Source organism: Pedobacter sp. SG908, assembly GCF_011759615.1.
Lineage (GTDB): Bacteria > Bacteroidota > Bacteroidia > Sphingobacteriales > Sphingobacteriaceae > Pedobacter > Pedobacter riviphilus.
On the sequence record NZ_JAAOYY010000002.1, the window covers coordinates 288,328 to 306,355 of the forward strand.

Annotated in this window: 10 protein-coding genes; 4 read left to right on the top strand and 6 right to left on the bottom strand. The window is 40.0% G+C overall.

Going from position 1 to position 18,028, the window contains the following annotated elements; all coding sequences use genetic code 11:
• Together FHT21_RS16240 and FHT21_RS16245 are read left to right on the top strand one after the other, a co-directional pair.
• On the top strand, window positions 1-2,457 hold a 2,457-nt coding region (locus tag FHT21_RS16240), incomplete at its 5' end, for an MBG domain-containing protein (protein WP_167295823.1).
• Window positions 2,458-2,500: 43 nt separating this feature from the next.
• Window positions 2,501-3,361, top strand: coding sequence for a PorP/SprF family type IX secretion system membrane protein (locus FHT21_RS16245; protein ID WP_167295824.1), 861 nt, complete (start codon window positions 2,501-2,503; stop codon window positions 3,359-3,361).
• 262 nt (window positions 3,362-3,623) lie between these two features.
• On the opposite strand, the gene metG is transcribed toward FHT21_RS16245, so the two are convergent.
• Window positions 3,624-5,732, bottom strand: a complete 2,109-nt coding sequence (gene metG, locus FHT21_RS16250; RefSeq protein ID WP_167295825.1) for a methionine--tRNA ligase — start codon at window positions 5,730-5,732, stop codon at window positions 3,624-3,626.
• 40 nt (window positions 5,733-5,772) lie between these two features.
• On the opposite strand from metG, the gene FHT21_RS16255 reads away from it, so the two are divergent.
• Entirely contained in the window at window positions 5,773-6,672 is a 900-nt protein-coding gene (locus FHT21_RS16255) for an LD-carboxypeptidase (protein ID WP_167295826.1), read from the top strand.
• A 1-nt stretch (window position 6,673) separates the two neighbouring features.
• Window positions 6,674-7,081 (top strand): DoxX family protein, encoded by a 408-nt coding sequence (locus FHT21_RS16260; protein WP_167295827.1) that lies wholly within the window; start codon window positions 6,674-6,676, stop codon window positions 7,079-7,081.
• Between the two features lie 65 nt (window positions 7,082-7,146).
• Here the strand turns inward: FHT21_RS16260 and FHT21_RS16265 are convergent, their stop codons facing one another.
• From FHT21_RS16265 to FHT21_RS16285, 5 genes are all read right to left on the bottom strand, one after another.
• The gene (locus FHT21_RS16265; protein WP_167295828.1) at window positions 7,147-7,596 is read right to left on the bottom strand and encodes a hypothetical protein; all 450 of its coding nucleotides are present in this window, start codon (window positions 7,594-7,596) and stop codon (window positions 7,147-7,149) included.
• 8 nt (window positions 7,597-7,604) lie between these two features.
• Window positions 7,605-9,083 carry a SusD/RagB family nutrient-binding outer membrane lipoprotein gene (locus FHT21_RS16270; RefSeq protein WP_167295829.1) on the bottom strand — a complete coding sequence of 493 codons (1,479 nt, stop codon included), beginning with the start codon at window positions 9,081-9,083 and terminating at the stop codon, window positions 7,605-7,607.
• A gap of 18 nt (window positions 9,084-9,101) precedes the next feature.
• Window positions 9,102-12,230: a SusC/RagA family TonB-linked outer membrane protein gene (locus FHT21_RS16275; RefSeq protein WP_167295830.1), complete on the bottom strand. Its 3,129-nt coding sequence runs from the start codon at window positions 12,228-12,230 to the stop codon at window positions 9,102-9,104.
• 254 nt (window positions 12,231-12,484) lie between these two features.
• On the bottom strand, window positions 12,485-13,966 hold the full coding sequence (locus tag FHT21_RS16280; protein ID WP_167295831.1) for a RagB/SusD family nutrient uptake outer membrane protein: 1,482 nt from the start codon (window positions 13,964-13,966) through the stop codon (window positions 12,485-12,487).
• A 17-nt stretch (window positions 13,967-13,983) separates the two neighbouring features.
• Complete coding sequence (locus tag FHT21_RS16285) at window positions 13,984-17,142, bottom strand: TonB-dependent receptor (protein WP_167295832.1); 3,159 nt, start codon at window positions 17,140-17,142, stop codon at window positions 13,984-13,986.
• Between the last annotated feature and the right edge of the window lie 886 nt (window positions 17,143-18,028).

Sequence of the window (18,028 nt, forward strand, 5' to 3'; positions counted from 1 at the left end):
ACAGGTGCCTTAACCAGGGCAACTGGAGAAAATGTGGGGACTTATGCAATCGCCCAAGGAACTTTAGATGCAGGTGCTAATTATAGCATTACTTACATACCAGCCAACTTAACGATTACCAATAAAGTGCTAACCATCACTGCCCAAGCCAAAAGCAAGATTTATGGCAATGGCGATCCCTCGCTTACCTACACCAGTTCGGGTTTAGTTGGTACTGATGTGGTTACAGGTGCCTTAACCAGGGCAACTGGAGAAAATGTGGGGACTTATGCAATCGCCCAAGGAACTTTAGATGCAGGTGCTAATTATAGCATTACTTACCTACCAGCCAACTTAACGATTACCAATAAAGTGCTAACCATCACTGCCCAAGCCAAAAGCAAGGTTTATGGCGATGGAGATCCCTCGCTTACCTATACCAGTATAGGTTTGGTTGGTACTGATGTGGTTACAGGTGCCTTAACCAGGGCAACTGGCGAAAATGTGGGGACTTATGCAATCGTCCAAGGAACTTTAGATGCAGGCGCTAATTATAGCATTACTTACCTACCAGCCAACTTAACGATTACCAATAAAGTGCTAACCATCACTGCCCAAGCCAAAAGAAAGGTTTATGGCGATGGCGATCCCTCGCTTACCTATACCAGTATAGGTTTGGTTGGTACTGATGTGGTTACAGGTGCCTTAACCAGGGCAACTGGCGAAAATGTGGGGACTTATGCAATCGCCCAAGGAACTTTAAACGCAGGCGCTAATTACAGCATTACTTACGTACCCGCCAACTTAACGATTACCAATAAAGTGCTAACCATTACTGCCCAAGCCAAAAGCAAGATTTATGGCGATGGCGATCCCTCGCTTACCTACACCAGTTCGGGTTTGGTTGGTACTGATGTGGTTACAGGTGCCTTAACCAGAGCAACTGGCGAAAATGTGGGGACTTATGCAATCGCCCAAGGAACTTTAGATGCAGGTGCTAATTATAGCATTACTTATGTACCAGCTAGCTTAACGATTACCAATAAAGTGCTAACCATTACTGCCCAAGCCAAAAGCAAGATTTATGGCGATGGCGACCCTTCACTTACTTACATCAGTTCGGGTTTGGTTGGTACGGATGTGGTTATAGGTGCCTTAACCAGGGCAACTGGAGAAAATGTGGGGACTTATGCAATAATCCAAGGAAGCCTTTCGGCGGGCACCAATTACACCATCGCTTATGCACCAGCTAATTTTACCATTACTTCAAAAACCTTGACGGTAACAGCTCAGGCAAAAAACAAAGTATATGGCGATACTGATCCTGTACTAACTTATACCAGTACTGGTTTGGTAGGCACAGATGTGCTTACAGGAGCATTGCTAAGGGCTATTGGCGAGAATGTTGGTACCTATAACATTAATCAAGGGAGTTTGACGGCGGGAAGCAATTATAGCATCAACTATGTTTCTGCCGACTTAACAATTATCGCAAAAACATTAATCATTACTGCGGCTGCAAAAAGTAAGGTTTACGGCGATGTTGATCCGGTATTAACCTATACCGCCAGCGGTTTGTTAGGCGCTGATGCGCTTGCAGGCTCATTAGCAAGAACAGTTGGCGAAAACGCAGGCAGTTATAGCATTAGACAAGGAAACTTGAACGCCGGTATAAATTATGCCATTACATATCATCCAGCTAGCCTAACCATCACCAAAGCTGTGCTTACCATAACAGCCAATAATAAGACGATGTGTCAAAGCAGTAACCCTCCGGCTCTTGATGTAAGTTATTCAGGTTTTAAATATGGCGACAATGAAAATAACCTTAGTACCAAACCCACGGTAACTGCTAATGCCAATAGTAATTCTTTGGCTGGTACCTACACATTAACGCCCGCTGGTGCAGTTGCCAATAACTATAGTTTTAACTATGTAAATGGAAGCTTAACCATCAATGCATTGCCCGCTATTGAGATTTTGAGCAGTAAAGGAAATAGTGTAAGTAAAGGCGAAATGTTAAGTTTAACGGCAACAGGAGGCAGTACGTATAGTTGGGCTAATGCTAATGGAATTATTTCAGGGCAAAATACAGCCGTGCTTAATATTAGGCCGAGCCAAACCACAACCTACATTGTTACGGCAAGAAATGCCAGTGGCTGTAGCCTGAGCAGTAGCTTTACCATAAACGTTCGTGATGATTTCCAAGCTGTAAAAGCCAATAACATTCTTACGCCTAACGGTGATGGCGTAAACGATCTTTGGACTGTGGAAAACATAGATGCGTATCCTGACAATCTGGTACGGGTGTTTGATCGGGCCGGAAGAATCTTATTCACCCAAAAAGGGTATAATAATACATGGGACGGAACAGTAAACGGACAGGCGCTGGCAGAAGGTACTTATTATTACATCATCGATTTTGGGCCTGAAAAATTAAAACAAAAAGGTTTCATTACAATCATCAGGCAACAATAACACCATGTAGAACTTGGAGTCAAGTTCCTCTAATTTAACTCATATGAAAATCAGGCTTTCAATTATTATTGCTATCGCTTGTTGCGCTCCAACAGTACTCAGGGCACAGCTCAACCCCTTGCAAGCACAATATTACACGAACCGCTATTTAGGCAACCCGGCCATGGCAGGGATTGAGAAAGGATGGGCATTAAGCCTATCTCATCGTTCACAGTTCAGCGATATTCCTGGCGCACCAGTAATACAGAACCTAACGGCAGAATATGGTTACAAAAAGGTTGGTATTGGCCTTAATGTAACGTTAGATAAGGCTGGTCTGCAACGATATGTACGTGCATTGGCCAGCTACGCTTATCACTTGCAAATTAACGAGGCATCCACGCTGCATTTTGGCCTTTCAGCAGGAATAAGAAACCAACGTTTAACGGTAGACGAAATTAACGGTAATCCGAATGATAATTTAGTCAGCCTTTATAATCAACGTCAAACCTATTTCGATGGTGATTTCGGATTGGCGTTAACAACTGGTAAAATCAGCTTGGAAGTAGCATTGCCCAACCTAAAGAATTTATTCTGGAATAATAGTATGGTAGCTGATTTACCCATTTTTTATTCGGCTTTTAGCTATAAAATTGCCGTAAATGAGGCCGAATTAGAACCAAAAATTGTTTTTAGAGGTATTAAAGGTTTTGATCATATATGGGATACAGGTGCGCAACTAAGTTTTGCAAAGAAACAGATATTATTAAACGGCTTTTACCACACTAGCGGAAGTGCGAGTTTTGGTATTGGAATGGATTATCAGCAAAAATATCTCCTTGGTTTTTCACATACTTTGCAAACTACATCATTATCCAATTACACCAATGGCGATTTTGAGGTTAACCTTCGATTGAAGTTTTAAACAACAATAGTTTATTGAAAGAGTCAGTTTGATAGGATAAAAAATATTTATTGTCCCTAACTGCTCGTCCGCTCACATTAAGTTGAATGACTTCCATATTCATCAAATCAAGTTATTAAGGAGTAGATGGGGCTGATAGGAGTCCGGTTTTTATGAAAATACTCGGACTCCCATCGGATTTATTTTATGTTTATAAGCGCACCATTGGCGACATGATCCAACAGAATATGTAGAATAATACACCTCCGAATGCTGAACTGCCCTATCTCACCACACTCCCATCCTCAAACTTACTTGTAGGTGCCACAAAAGTGAGTTTGCCTTCTGCATTTTCGGCCATTAAAATCATACCTTGTGATAAAATACCTTTGATCTCTCTCGGCGCCAGGTTAACAACCATACTTACCTGTTTGCCAACAATGTCTTCAGGTTTATAATATTCGGCGATGCCCGAAACCACTGTTCTTTCATCAATGCCTGTATTTACCGTTAATTTTAACAGTTTTTTAGTTTTCTCTACCTTTTCTGCGGCTATAATTGTGGCAACACGGATATCTATTGCCGAGAAATCGTCAAACTGGATATTTTCTTTTGCCGGAACAGCAACAACATTATTAGCCGCATTGCTGGCTTTGCTTTGATTCAGTTTCTCGATCTGGAAGTCGATCTCTGCATCTTCAATTTTATCAAACAAGAGCACCGCTTCTCCAATATCGTGACCACGTTTTAACAGGCTAACCGTACCAGCATCAGCCCAATCATGACCGCCATTTTGGAGCATCTTCATTAACTTTTCGGCTGTAAACGGCAAGAAAGGTTCGATCAGGATCTGAATATTGGCCGCTATTTGAAGCGCAATATGCAAGATTGTTCTTACGCGGTCCTCGTCGGTTTTAATCAATTTCCAAGGCTCAGTTTCGGCCAGATACTTATTACCCAACCGGGCTACGTTCATTACTTCCGATAAAGCCTCTCTAAAACGGTAGTTTTCTATAGATGCAGAGATTTTAGCAGGGTAACCAGCCAGCTCATCAATAACAGCCTGATCTACATCAGTAATTTCCATGCAGGTAGGCACTGAGCCACCAAAATATTTATGCGTAAGTACCACCACGCGGTTTACAAAATTGCCAAGTATAGCAACCAGCTCATTATTATTTCTGGCCTGAAAATCTTTCCAGGTAAAATCGTTATCCTTAGTTTCAGGAGCTGTTGCAGTTAACACATAACGCAATACATCTTGTTTTCCTTCAAACTCTCTTAAATATTCGTTCAGCCAAACTGCCCAGTTCTTAGAAGTTGATATTTTCTGTCCTTCTAAGTTTAAGAATTCGTTTGCAGGCACATTATCAGCCAATGTATATTCGCCATGGGCCATTAGCATTGCAGGGAAAATAATGCAATGGAAAACGATATTATCTTTACCAATAAAGTGAACTAATTTGGTTTCGTCGCTTTTCCAGTATTCTTCCCAACCACATTTATCGCTTTCGTAACTATTGATGTAATATTCTTCTGCTTTAGGATTCCACACATCAAGCTTCGCATAGTTACACAGCTCTTTGGTTGCAGAAATATATCCAATAGGTGCATCGAACCATACATAAAGTACTTTACCCTCGGCATCGCGAAGTGGAACGCGTACACCCCAGTCTAAATCTCTGGTCATTGCCCTTGGCTGTAAACCTGCATTTAACCAGCTTTGGCATTGACCATACACATTTGGGCGCCATTCTTTATGGCTTTCGATATAAGCCCTTAAACGGTCTTCATACTTATCAAGTGGTAGAAACCAGTTTTTAGTTTCCTTTAAAATTGGTTTATCGCCTGATAAGGTCGATTTTGGATTGATTAGATCGGTCGCATTGAGCGTAGACCCACAGTTTTCGCACTGATCGCCATAAGCATTTTCGTTACCGCATTTAGGGCAGGTACCTGTGATGTAACGATCGGCCAAAAATTGCTTAGCGGTTGCATCATAATATTGCTCGGTAATTTCTTCAGTAAAAACCCCTTTTTCGTAAAGTGTTTCAAAGAAATCAGCAGCAGTTTGATGGTGGGTAAGCGAAGAAGTCCGGTGATAGATATCGAAAGATACCCCGAACTCTTTAAAGGAATCGCCAATAATTTTATGGTACTTATCTACCACTTCCTGAGGAGTTATCCCCTCCTTTTTGGCCTTTAAAGTAATCGGAACGCCGTTTTCGTCAGATCCACAGATGAATTTTACATCGCGCTTATTCGATCTTAAATAACGGGCATAAATATCTGCAGGGATGTAAACACCAGCCAGGTGCCCAATATGAACTGGTCCATTGGTATATGGAAGCGCTGCAGTTACGGTATATCTTTTTATTTTACTATTATCCAAAACAATTTTTATTAATTTGGCAAAGATAAGTGTTTTGAAGATGATTAAGCAGCCCCCGTATTTAAAAAAAGGAGATAAGATTGCCTTGGTGTGTCCGGCAAAGAAATTACCCAAACCTATAGACCATGCCATAGCGCGATTAGAAAGCTGGGGTTTGGAGGTTATTATTGGCGATAGTGTATATGCAAGCCATCACCAATTTGCCGGAACTGATGCTTTAAGAACTAAAGACATTCAGCGTTTTTTGGACGATCCATCTATAAAAGCCATTATTTCGGGCCGTGGTGGTTATGGTACCATCCGGATTATTGATGACCTAGATTTTACAGCATTTAACAAGAATCCCAAATGGTTTGTAGGTTTCAGCGATATTACCGTTCTGCTATCGCATCTGGTTGCACAATGTAATACCCAATGCGTACACGCACAAATGCCTTATACATTTGATACATCTACACCCGAGGCTTTACTTTCTTTGCAAAAGGCTTTATTTGGAGAAAAACAGACCTATTCTTACCAAAGCAGCTTTAAAAATAGGGCAGGAGAAGCAAGCGGGATTTTGATTGGTGGTAATTTAAGTTTGCTTACCATGGTACAGGGCTCGGTTTCGGAAATGGATTTTACCGATAAAATTCTCTTTTTGGAAGATGTTGGCGAGCAAGAATACGGTATAGACCGCATGTTGCGTATGCTAAAAAGAGCGGGCAAACTAAAAGCCTTAAAGGGTTTGGTTATTGGCGCCTTTAATGAAATTGAAGAAGAAAAGATTTCTTTCGGGCAAACAGCCGACGAGGTAATTTGGGATATTGTTAAGGACTATGATTTCCCGGTTTGCTTTAATTTCCCAACGGGGCATATCGACAATAATCTCAGCATGGTTTTAGGTGCTGAGGTGTACTTAAAAGTAGAAACAAACAACGTTCAATTTAAATATTTATAAGATGGCAATTTTAGACAATTTAGGAAAATACCGCAATACAGGACTATTGCTGTTACGCATTGGTTTAGGCGTAATGTTTATTATTCATGGTTTCCCGAAACTTGCAGGCGGGCCAAACGGCTGGACTGATTTAGGTGGAAGTATGAAAGTAATTGGCATAAACTTTTTACCGATATTTTGGGGCTTTATGGCCGCCGCTACCGAAACCTTTGGTGGTTTCTTGCTAATTGTAGGCTTGTTTTTCCGCCCGGCACTAATTTTATTAATCTTTACGATGATTATAGCGGCTTTAGTGCATTTCGCTAAAGGCGATGGATTAGGTGGTGCCAGCCATGCAATTGAATTGGGCATTGTATTTTTCGGGCTGATTTTTATTGGACCCGGTAAGTATAGTGTGGATAAGAAATAAGTTTAAATTTCTTCAATTTAAAAATAAAGGCTTAGAAAATTTCCAAGCCTTTATTTTTATACAAATTATCCGGTAATGGTAATGGTAAAAAAGCGTTTTACTGTTTGTCCATTACCAAGGGTAGCGGTAACAGTTAAAACAACCGCCCCACTTGTACCAGAGGTTGGGAGTGGAGCATCAGCTGTACCACGTAAATCTTTTACCAGTTTAGTAAAGGTGTAAGAACCGCCACTTACTGTAGCTGTGCCCAAATTGTTAACCACCGTACCAGTTGGGGTAGTAAACGAAAGTGTCTTTATATCTCCACTATAGGTAATTACAATATTTACCGTTCCCGTTCCCTTTATGGTAGGAGTAGCACTAGCATAACTTGAATAAGTACCCGATACCGTATTTAAGTTACCATCAAAAGTAATGGTAGCGGCTGTATCAAGTGTTTCAGGTTGCTTTGGGTCTTTTTTGCATGAGGCCAAGCCTAAAATTGATGCAAATAATATGATTAAAATTCTTTTCATAGTTATAATTATTTATCCCAAAATACAGATTTTACAAATACTGAAGGTCGGGCTGGTGTGTTAGGATTGTAGCTTCTTTCGTTGAATGAGTATGGCAATATACGCGGAATGGCTGTTGCAGGAGATACTGGTGATAGTGCAGGAAACCCTGTTCTTCTCCAGTCCGTCCAAGGCTCTATGGCAACCCCAAAGTTGGACACAAATTTTTCTTCAATAATTTTTTGCAGTGCATTGCCTGTTGCCAAAGTTCCGTTTGTAGAAGCCAGATAAGTAGCTAAACCGGCAGTTACTGCTGCACCTTCTGTTGTTGGATCAGAAAATTCTATAGCAGCTGAAAAGGATGCTGTTATACCAGCTTTATAATAGGTATCGGCAGTTAATAAATCATTTCCACCATTTGCTCTGGCGTAATATTCGGCTAAAATCTGGTTTTGCTCAGCAAAAGTTAACATTCTTATGGGTGCTTCACCAGAATATGCCCCTGCTGAAAGTTTCCCTCTAAGATAAGTGCTCATGCGTGAAAAAGCAGTACTTACCACAACATCACCATTCCCATTTGTAGCGCCAATATAGGTTCCTGATTGTAGGGTAAAATATGAGTTTCTTCTACTATCGCTCTTGGCATTCATAATATCAACCAGCGTTTTACTTGGAAAAAACTGGTTTGGTCTTGATCCTTCAAATTGGTGAATAGGGTTGGTTTGATTGGCAGACGTTAAAAAACGCATTTGAAAATTATCAGCGTTTGTTCTTAACAACTTGTTGGCAGCAAGAATAGCCAATATTCCTGTCTTGGCTTTGGTTGCATCGGCAGCTGTCCCATTGGTAGAAAAATAGTGGATATACATTCTTAATTTTAAAGCATTCCCAAAACGTTCCCATTTATCCATGTCACCACCATAAAATAGGTCATCGGTTGTAGGCGCCAATAAAGATGCTTTTTTGATATCTGCAATGCCCTCATCAATTAAACCAAACAGATTATCATAAATGGTTGACGATCCATCAAACTTTGGTTTTAAGTTTGCTTCATAACCAATGGCCTCTGTATAAGGCAGATCTCCAAATGCATCAACATGGGTTTGATAAACATATGCTTTTACCAGCTCTGCAACTCCTGCATATTTTGGGCTTGTTGCTTTGGTTTTTTCAATAACTTTCTGTAAATCAGCTAAAGTACCTGCGAAAGTTGCCGACCAGGTATTATTGATGTCACCTTCACCAACTGCATATTTATCATATTGTGTTGGCTGAGCAGAACCGCCGCCCTGGGCAGCAAACTGCTGTACCCATAAGGAAGTAAAACGATGTATATCGGAGCCCATTGTAAAGCCAAGATTACCTTGTGCTGCAGGTAAAATTAAACTTGCATCAGGATCTTTTAATCGTGTAGGATCATCATTAATGTCTACAAATTTCTTGCACGAGCTAAGTCCTGTCATGGCTAATGCCAATCCAAAAACTATTTTCTTTATATTAATTTTCATATTTAAACTCTCCTAATACTAAAATGATAATTTTAAAAATCCACCATAGGTTCTTGTTTGAGGCTGGCCGTTATACTCAATTCCCTGTCCGTTACTAACACCCAAAAGATTATTCTCTGGATCCAGATGAGGGAAATTCGGCGCATACATCAAAAGGTTTCTTCCTGTTAAACCAACATTAATTCCTTTTATAAAGCTCAGTTTGTTTAATAATTTGCTTGGGATACGATAAGATAATGTGGCTTCGCGTAACCTGATCCAGGAACCATCAAAAACTGCATATTCTTGCGCTGCTGACGAATATAAATCACTATAATATTGTTCGGCTGTAATTAATGTATTATTTGGCGTACCATCTGCGTATACGGCATTGTGCATATATAAACGATCTCTATTTCCCGTTTCTGCAGCAACACCATATCTTCTTAAGTCGGTAATTGTTCTCGAATAAATATCGCCGCCATAACGGATATCGGCAAATAAACTTAATGATAAACCTTTATAAGAGAAGGTTGTATTTACACCACCGGTCCATTTTGGATTTGGATCACCAATCGGCTGTAGTTCTGCAGTATTGATCTGGCCAGAACTCAACCTACCATTCGCATCAACAACATCCTTCCCATTAAGTTTCTTAAATACCTGGCCAAACAGGGTTCCATATTGATATCCAGTAACAATACGACCTTGTGGATTGGTAAAACCACCATTGCCGATAAAAGGTACACCAGGAGCTAACTCTACAACTTCGTTTCTTCCTTTAGTGAAGTTTACAGATAAATCCCAGTTAAAGTCAGTGGATTTTATCGGTGTTCCACTGATCAACAACTCAATACCGTGCGCCTTTAAGGTTCCGGCATTCAGCAAAGTACTGCTAAAACCAGAAGAAGGTGCGCTAGGAACAGAAAATATAATGTCGGTACTTTTAGTACTATAATAGGCAACATCAATACTCAATCTGTCTTTTAAAAACTTTGCCTCTAAACCAATTTCTTTGGAAGCCGTAAATTCGGGCTTTATATTAATATTACCGGCTGCATTTGAAAAAGTTTGACCATTTACACCGTTAAACGGAAAGATTAAATTTGGCCCAAAACCATCAGAAGGGCCTGCAGTACCAAAATAAGTACCAGTACTATAAACTGGCGCTTCTCTACCTACTTTCGCGTAATTGGCTCTAATTTTCAGGTAGGTTAAAATATCATTTTGTTTTAACTCAGGAAAAGCCTCTGTAGCAATAAAACTGGCATCAACTTTAGGGTAAAAATAACTTCTTTTATCAGGGGCAAAGGTTGAAGATACATCTCTACGTCCTGTAAACGATAAATATGCAAAAGATTTATAATCTAAACTAATATCAGCATATACCCCAACTAGACTTTGTTCTGTTACCGCTTGAAACGGAACATAAGTTAAGGTATTAGAAATATTGTAATTATGAGCAGCTTGTATACCGTTACCAGTAATCTGTAGCTGATCTAATCTTCTGTAGTTTATCTCGTTACCCAATAAAAATCTAGCACCAAAATCTTTCCAAAACCGCTTGTTAGCCACTAAATTAAAATACGAGCTTACCTCACGTCTATTGGTGGTGTTGTCGATAATAGAACCGACTCTGCTTGCTGATTGATTATTATTTGCCGATTTTTCGTTGATAGTTTTGGATACATTGGTGTATTGGTCAATCCCGATTTTATAGTTGGCACTTAACCAATCTGCAATTTTATAATCTAAACCAACATTACCAATGGCCCGATCTATCTTTTGTTTATATAAAACATATTTAATTGACCATAGTGGGTTATCTGATCCTAAAATATTGTAATAAGTATAACCTGCATTGGGAACACGACTTGTTGGTATATTATTTAAACCTGCAGCAGTTTCAAATGGATAATTGGCCAAATTGTAAGTCCTAGGCAAGGTCATCCCATCGAAAAGAGGATTAGATCTTGCATTGCCGGTAGGAGTACCCACCGAATTACTATGGATGTACTGAATTGAAGAACTAATGGTTAAATTTTTACTCAATTGTGTATTTGCATTAACGGTAAAGTTATTTTTAGCCAAAGTGTTATTATCGATATATCCGCTTTCCTTAAAATTTCCATAATTAAAGTAATAAGCTGTTTTTTCGGTACCACCAGAAAAAGTAACATTGTTCTGTAAGTTATAACCTCCTTTAAATATATCCTTAACATTATCTGGATAAGCGGTAAGGGTTTCTGGATTACCGAGGTAATTGGTAACTGTTTGTCCGGTTACCTTTGTTCCCCACGACATTTGAGAGAAAGAATCGTATAACCCATTGGTTCCCTGTGAGTATTCATTCTGATAATCTGGCAAACGGTTAACCTCTATGTAATTATAGTTACTGCTTAATTCTACTCTTCCAGCCTGGCCTTTGCTACCCTTTTTAGTGGTTACAATTACTGCCCCTGCAACAGCTCTTGAGCCATATAGCACTGCAGCAGCAGGTCCTTTCAAAATGGTTACAGATTCAATGTCATCCTGGTTTAAATCAATACCCCTGTTAGAGTTGGTACTTCCCGTATTAACACTCTGGCTTCCTCCACCATTATCAATCGGAATACCATCGAGTACCCATAACGGTTGGTTCGATCCGGTAAAGGTTGTGGCTTGCCTGATATTGATGTTTGATGATGCACCTGTTGCACCACCTGTTGACAAGATTTTTACACCTGCTACTTTACCTGCCAGTGCATTTACCACATTGGTTGAGCGACCAGCGGTTAAATCGCTGTTCTTAATCGTAGTAGTCGCATAACCCAATGATTTGGTTTCGCGCTTTTGACCTAATGCCGTTACCACAACTTCTGATAGAGACTTTGAATCTGTTTCTAAAGATGCATTTACAACGCTGCCTCTAATAGCAATTTCTTGAGTGGAATACCCTACCGAAGAAAAAATTAGCGCTTTGGCTTCTGCATTTACCTTGATGGAAAATTTACCTGCGGCATTTGTAGAGACGCCTGAGTTTGAAGCGCCTTTAATTCTTACACTTACGCCTGGGAGGGGTAATCCATCTTCCTGGGCCGTAACTGTTCCAGTGATTGTTCGATCTTGCGCTATTGCTGAGGTGGCAATAAATAGCAATATGAACAAACTTTGTAGAAGTTTTTTCATAAAAATAATTTAGTTTAGTTAATAATAATCCAATATAGGATTTAGTATTTTGTAATGCAAATTTTACAAAATAAAATTTGCATTCTTTTTAAAAAGCCTTGATACATAGAACAAATTGATGATCAGGAACTAACGCGTGAGGCTGGCAGCGTGCCATTGCTGAACGATTAGAGGTTAGCTTTGATAACTATAATGATTTCAGAAAGGGGTTATAAAAAAAGAGGGTGCCTTTTTGGACACCCTCTGCAATATAATTAGAAGTTATTAACTTCTGAGTTGGTATTAATTTCTGCTAGTGGAATTGCGAAAGTATAGCGATCATCCGAAACAGGAATGGCAGCACCTATTCCAAATGAAGGCAGGGGAGCGGCTTTTCTGGCAAGATCATTATACCTAAATCCTTCTGCCAATAACTCAATCCGTCTTTCTTTCAAAATGGCATTGAGCAAATCGGTTGGAGTTGCAAAAGCGCCAAAAACATAAGAAGCATCAGAACGGGTGCGCACTGCCTGTAGTATAGCCCTCGAGCGCACCAAATTACCGCCGGTAACCAAAGCTTCTGCCTCGGCAACATTCAGCAATACTTCCGCGTAGCGGATAATAGGAACAAAATCTATAAACGGTGAAGTGCTTGAGAATTTAATTACCCTGCGTACCGTACTGGTAGAAGATAGAGCGACATTACCCGTTAAACTGGATTTCCTGGCATCAGTTGAAGGCCATGCTGCATCTGCGTAAATACCTGCACCTGTTTGATTCAGAAAATACTCTACATTGGCGTTGTAGTAATATCCTAGCTGGTTCTGGGTTCCTGGTGCATTGGTATCAGCCATCGGTAAAGAGAAAATCGATTCAGACGTGGTATATGGAGCTGCAAAAACGTTAGCTACGTTGGCCTGTAAGGCGTGTGCTGTCCTAGCAGTATTGACAAAAGGTGCCACTTGCGGAACCAGTTTGTTTCCTTCTTCAATTACTTTGGCATAGTTGCCCATAGCTAAGTAAACACGTGTTTTTAATGCGATAGCCGTGTTTTTATGGGCCCTGGTCGTATTTGCCAAAGCGGAGCCCTGTCCATCTGGCAAACCAGCCTCTGCATCGTCGAGATCTTTAATAATCTGAGCATACACTGCTGCAACAGTGCTACTTTTTAATGCATTATTAGCCAGTGAAGTTTCGGGTTGCAAACGCAACGGTAAACCACGCGATGCTCCATTGTTTTGCACATACGGTTTAGCAAAAATCTGTATCAAAGAAAAGTAGCTTAATGCCCTGATAAATTTAGCTTCACCAATATAGTTGGCATTTAGAGCCGGGGTTAAAACAGTAGAGTTGACCTCTATCCCCCTTAAAAAAAGATTAACCCGGTTAATGGTTAAATAGCCCTGCGACCAGAAACTGGCGATATAAGTATTGGTAGAGTTATTTGTACCACCGTAAACATCATAACCTGTAACATTGTTACTTAACCTGTTGGTAAATTCCTCAGCCCTGATATCGTTATAAATTTCGTATCTGCCGCCAAGAAACGAACCGGATTTAAGTGATACATATAAACCATTTACCTGTCCTAAAATCCGTGTTGGATTAGCAAATGCATCTTGATCGGGAAGGTTCAATTCCGGAGCCGCCACCAAAAAATCTTTTTTACAAGAAGATACCAAACCTATTAATGGTAGTGCTGTTACCGCTAGTGCAGCAACCTTGAGTTTGTATGAATTGATATGAAAAATTTTCATGTTGATTTGTAGTTAAATTATAATCCTAAACTAATTCCGAATGTGAAAGATCTTCCTTGTGGAATACTGTTACGTTCGACACCACTTGCCAGGTTGGAGTTACCATTAGTAGATATCTCTGGGTCAACACCTGTATAACCTGTAATAATAAAAGCATTGTTTACAGAGGCATAAACCCTCGCACCGCTTATACCGGTTTTGCCAAACACCGATTTTGGAATTTTGTATCCCAACGTTGCTGCCTGTAAACGCAAGAAGTCCCCTTTTTCAACATTGGCATCGATCGGGAATGATGATCCATTGGAAACATTATCCCCATAAACTACTCTTGGAATGTTGGTTATCTGACCTGGGGTAGTCCAGGCATTTAATACCTCTGTTGAGTTGTTCCAGAAACGTTGATCCAATAAGCCGGCACGAGAACCATTATAGATATAATTACCACCTGAATAGGTAAACATGATATTTAAGTCGAAGTTTTTATACGCAAAGGTATTGTTAAATCCACCATACCATTTAGGCAAAGTTCCCCCGATCACCTGGGCATCGCCCGCTGGAGAAGAAGCCGCTGTACCATCCAGATAGGTCCACGCATTAGCACCTCCAAGGTGAAGATACTGCACTTCGCGACCAGCGGAATTGATAAAGATCCTACGTCCGTTAGCTGGATTAACGCCATTTGTTTTAACCGCGTAAATACTTCCGATAGACTGACCAACAGTTGTAATACTGGCAGACTCCAAGCCGCTTGTAGTACCTATAATCTGTTTCACATTAGGATCTAATGCCGTTACCTCATTTTTAATGGTGGTGAAGTTCAAGTTAGTAGTCCAGGTAAAGTCTGTTGTTTTTACAGGCGAGCCCGAGATCGCAAACTCAAATCCTTTGTTATACATTGAACCTACGTTAGCCAGGATACTTCCACCAGGGATACCTTTAGATGGTGCCTGAGGTACATCCAAAATCAGGTTATTAATATCTTTATGGAAATAGTCGGCTTCAAAGGTCAATCTGTCTTTAAAAAAGCCAATATTTAAACCGATATCGGTCTGGTTACTGGTTTCCCATTTTAAATCCTTGTTTCCAGCTTGCCCATAAAGCCAGGCAAAAGGAATAGCACCATATAAAGCAGGGCTGTAAGTCGTGTATTCATTATAAGAACCTACGTTTGCATTACCTACCCTACCATAACTTGCCCGGATACGCAAATTGCTGATGGTATTCGATAGTGACGAATTTTTGAAGAAATCTTCCTGAGAGATGGACCATCCGATTGATCCACCACCAAAATTACCCCATTTATTTTCCTGCGCTAAACCAGAGTTACCATCTCTTCTAAAATTACCACTTAAGAAATACTTACCCTTGTAGTTGTAGCTAACATTGGCCAGGTAGGCTTCGAAAGAAATTTGGTTAATACTATTCCCTCCCGGCACGTTGGTTACGTAAGTCCCCTGAAACTGATCAAAGAAAGTTGGATCACCTAAGCCCTGACGGATCGCTCCCCAGTTTACCGTTCTTGTTTTTTGAACATCCGAACCTAAGGTCAAGTTTAAGTTATGGTCGCCACCAAAAGTTTTGTTATACTGTAAGGTATTAATCCAGTTCCAGTTGTTACGGCGGGCGGTATTATTATATGCATAACCCGTATAGGTAAAACCATCACCGGATAAAGGGTTCCAGAACTGAATGTTTTCGGTATTACTTCTGTCCCATGAGTAATTTGACCTAAAAGTTAAACCATCTACAATTTTGAAAGTTGCACCAAGATTGGTTAAAAACCTGGTATTTTCTGATGTATTTAAATCTTTCTCAACCAATACAGTTGGGTGTGCCCAGGTACCTGCAATCAGATTAGCATTGTTACCAATATACTGACCACTTAAGTTATAGCTGCCATCGGGCTTATATACAGATACGTTTGGTGCAGCAGCAATGGCAATGCGACCTAATCCTGACGATGCAAATGCTGAACCTGGAGCAGATCCGCTTTGTGGTGATTTGTTGAAACTGTTGTTATAATTCAGGTTCAAGTTTAACTCTAACCATTCTGTGGCCTTGTGTGTTAAATTGGCACGTGCAGAATTCCTTTTAAAAGAATTTGCCTTTAGGAAACCGTCCTGATCGGAAATACCGCCAGAAAGGTAATAGGTTGTTTTAGCCGTTCCGCCGCTTATGGTTACATTATGGTTTTGCGAATAAGCCGTTCTATAAACTTCATCGTACCATTTCGTATCCACCAATGAGCCGTCGGCATTGTAACTTGGGAAGAAACTTACACCATTTGCATCTCGCTGAGCAGCAGTTAGCGCATTAGGATTGATCCCCAATGCATTTTTAACTGCAGCATTTTTCGAATCGATATATTGTTGGGCATTTAATACTTCAGGCAAACGAACGGCATTGTTCACACCTACCCAGCCATCATAGGTTACTTTGGCATCGCCCGTTTTCCCTTTTTTAGTGGTAATTACCAGTACGCCTGCCGCAGCTCTGGAACCATATAAGGCGGTTGAAGCCGCATCCTTTAAGATGTCTATTGATTCGATATCTGCAGGGTTAATATCGCCCAATGGATTATTTGTAGCAGAATTGGCTGAAGCATCACCAGTTGGAAAGGGGATACCATCTACAATTACCAAAGGGAAAGAGCTTAACGAAATTGAACTTACCCCCCTAACACGGATGACCGGAGGATTGTTTAACAAACCGTTTGGCTGAATGATGCTTACACCGGCAGCCTGACCTGTTAAGCCCTGCACAAAACTTTGCACGGGTTTATCTTTCAGATCGTCTCCCTTAACGCTTGCAGCTGAACCGGTAAAATCTTTTTTCTTGGTTACACCATAACCGGTAACCACAACGTCTGTTAAAGTTTTAGAGTCGCTCTCTAAAGCCACATTGATTACCGACCCTCCACCAATTGTTCTCGACTGAGTAGTGAAACCGATGTAAGAAAATTCTAATGCTGTTGCGCTTGAAGTTAAACGGAGGGTATATTTACCATCAGCGCCAGTTGTGGTTCCGCCTGTTGCGCCTTTAATTTTAACACTTACACCAGGAAGCGGCATTCCGTCTTCCTTACCCGTAACTGTACCAGTGATTGTTCTTTCTTGCGCTATTGCCGAAGAGGCAATAAATAGCAATATGAACAAACTTTGTAGAAGTTTTTTCATAAAAATTTAGTTTAGTTTAGTTAATAATCGTGCAACGGTCTTGTATTCTTCAATATAAATTCGACAATAAAAACTGCACATATTTTTATTGCACTTGTTTAAAGCTTAATAATTGTGATTATTTGAAATGTTAATGCGCCAATGGTGGCTCTTAAGTCGCATTTTAAATTTTAAAGCTTATTACTGGCGGATCTTTGTAATCTTTTCTGACCACATCTGTGCTCTTTATTGTTCTCTTTTTTGCTATTGCTCCGGTTGCAATGAACAACAATGAGAACAAATCCTGGGTGAGTTGTTTCATAATAATAGCTTAGTTTCCGTTTAACAACACAATATAGCACATACAATAACGTCATGCAAGTTTTATAAAATAAAAAACCAGACACTTTTGCATTAATTTTCGGCCAATTATCAAAGAAAACATGTTTAAAACATAAAAGAGACCGAAAACGATATTCAAGCGAAGCGAAATCTATAAATGTTTATCAAAAAAGATACAAATACATTAAAATTGCATTAGAAAAACATAATCTAGGTGAAAAACGCTCAGTGTAATAACCCATTCAAGAACAATTCTTCATTGCTAAGATTTATATTAATTTTTATAGCGATAAATTCTTTGCATTTGAATACATTTACCTGCCCAGTGTAGTATTTTTACATGTGTTTTCTATCATGCTGCACCTGATTCTATTTTATTTGAGTACCTGCGGATATTCATCACCGCAATACTGCGCCGCCCCGCCCGCTTGAATGATGGATCAATATTTCCTTTTATATGCCCTTTAGAGATAGACATTTTCAGTCCGTGTTTGCTCCCTTTAATAGTTGAGATATTCAAAAACTTCGTAATCAACTATCCTTTTTTGAATATGCATCTGCCGCC

Coding starts and splice junctions, on each gene's coding strand:
- FHT21_RS16245 (WP_167295824.1), top strand. CDS start 2,501: ATGAAAATCAGGCTTTCAATTATTATTGCTATCGCTTGTTGCGCTCCA.
- FHT21_RS16270 (WP_167295829.1), bottom strand. CDS start 9,083: ATGAAAATTAATATAAAGAAAATAGTTTTTGGATTGGCATTAGCCATG.
- FHT21_RS16255 (WP_167295826.1), top strand. CDS start 5,773: ATGATTAAGCAGCCCCCGTATTTAAAAAAAGGAGATAAGATTGCCTTG.
- FHT21_RS16260 (WP_167295827.1), top strand. CDS start 6,674: ATGGCAATTTTAGACAATTTAGGAAAATACCGCAATACAGGACTATTG.
- FHT21_RS16285 (WP_167295832.1), bottom strand. CDS start 17,142: ATGAAAAAACTTCTACAAAGTTTGTTCATATTGCTATTTATTGCCTCT.
- FHT21_RS16265 (WP_167295828.1), bottom strand. CDS start 7,596: ATGAAAAGAATTTTAATCATATTATTTGCATCAATTTTAGGCTTGGCC.
- FHT21_RS16275 (WP_167295830.1), bottom strand. CDS start 12,230: ATGAAAAAACTTCTACAAAGTTTGTTCATATTGCTATTTATTGCCACC.
- FHT21_RS16280 (WP_167295831.1), bottom strand. CDS start 13,966: ATGAAAATTTTTCATATCAATTCATACAAACTCAAGGTTGCTGCACTA.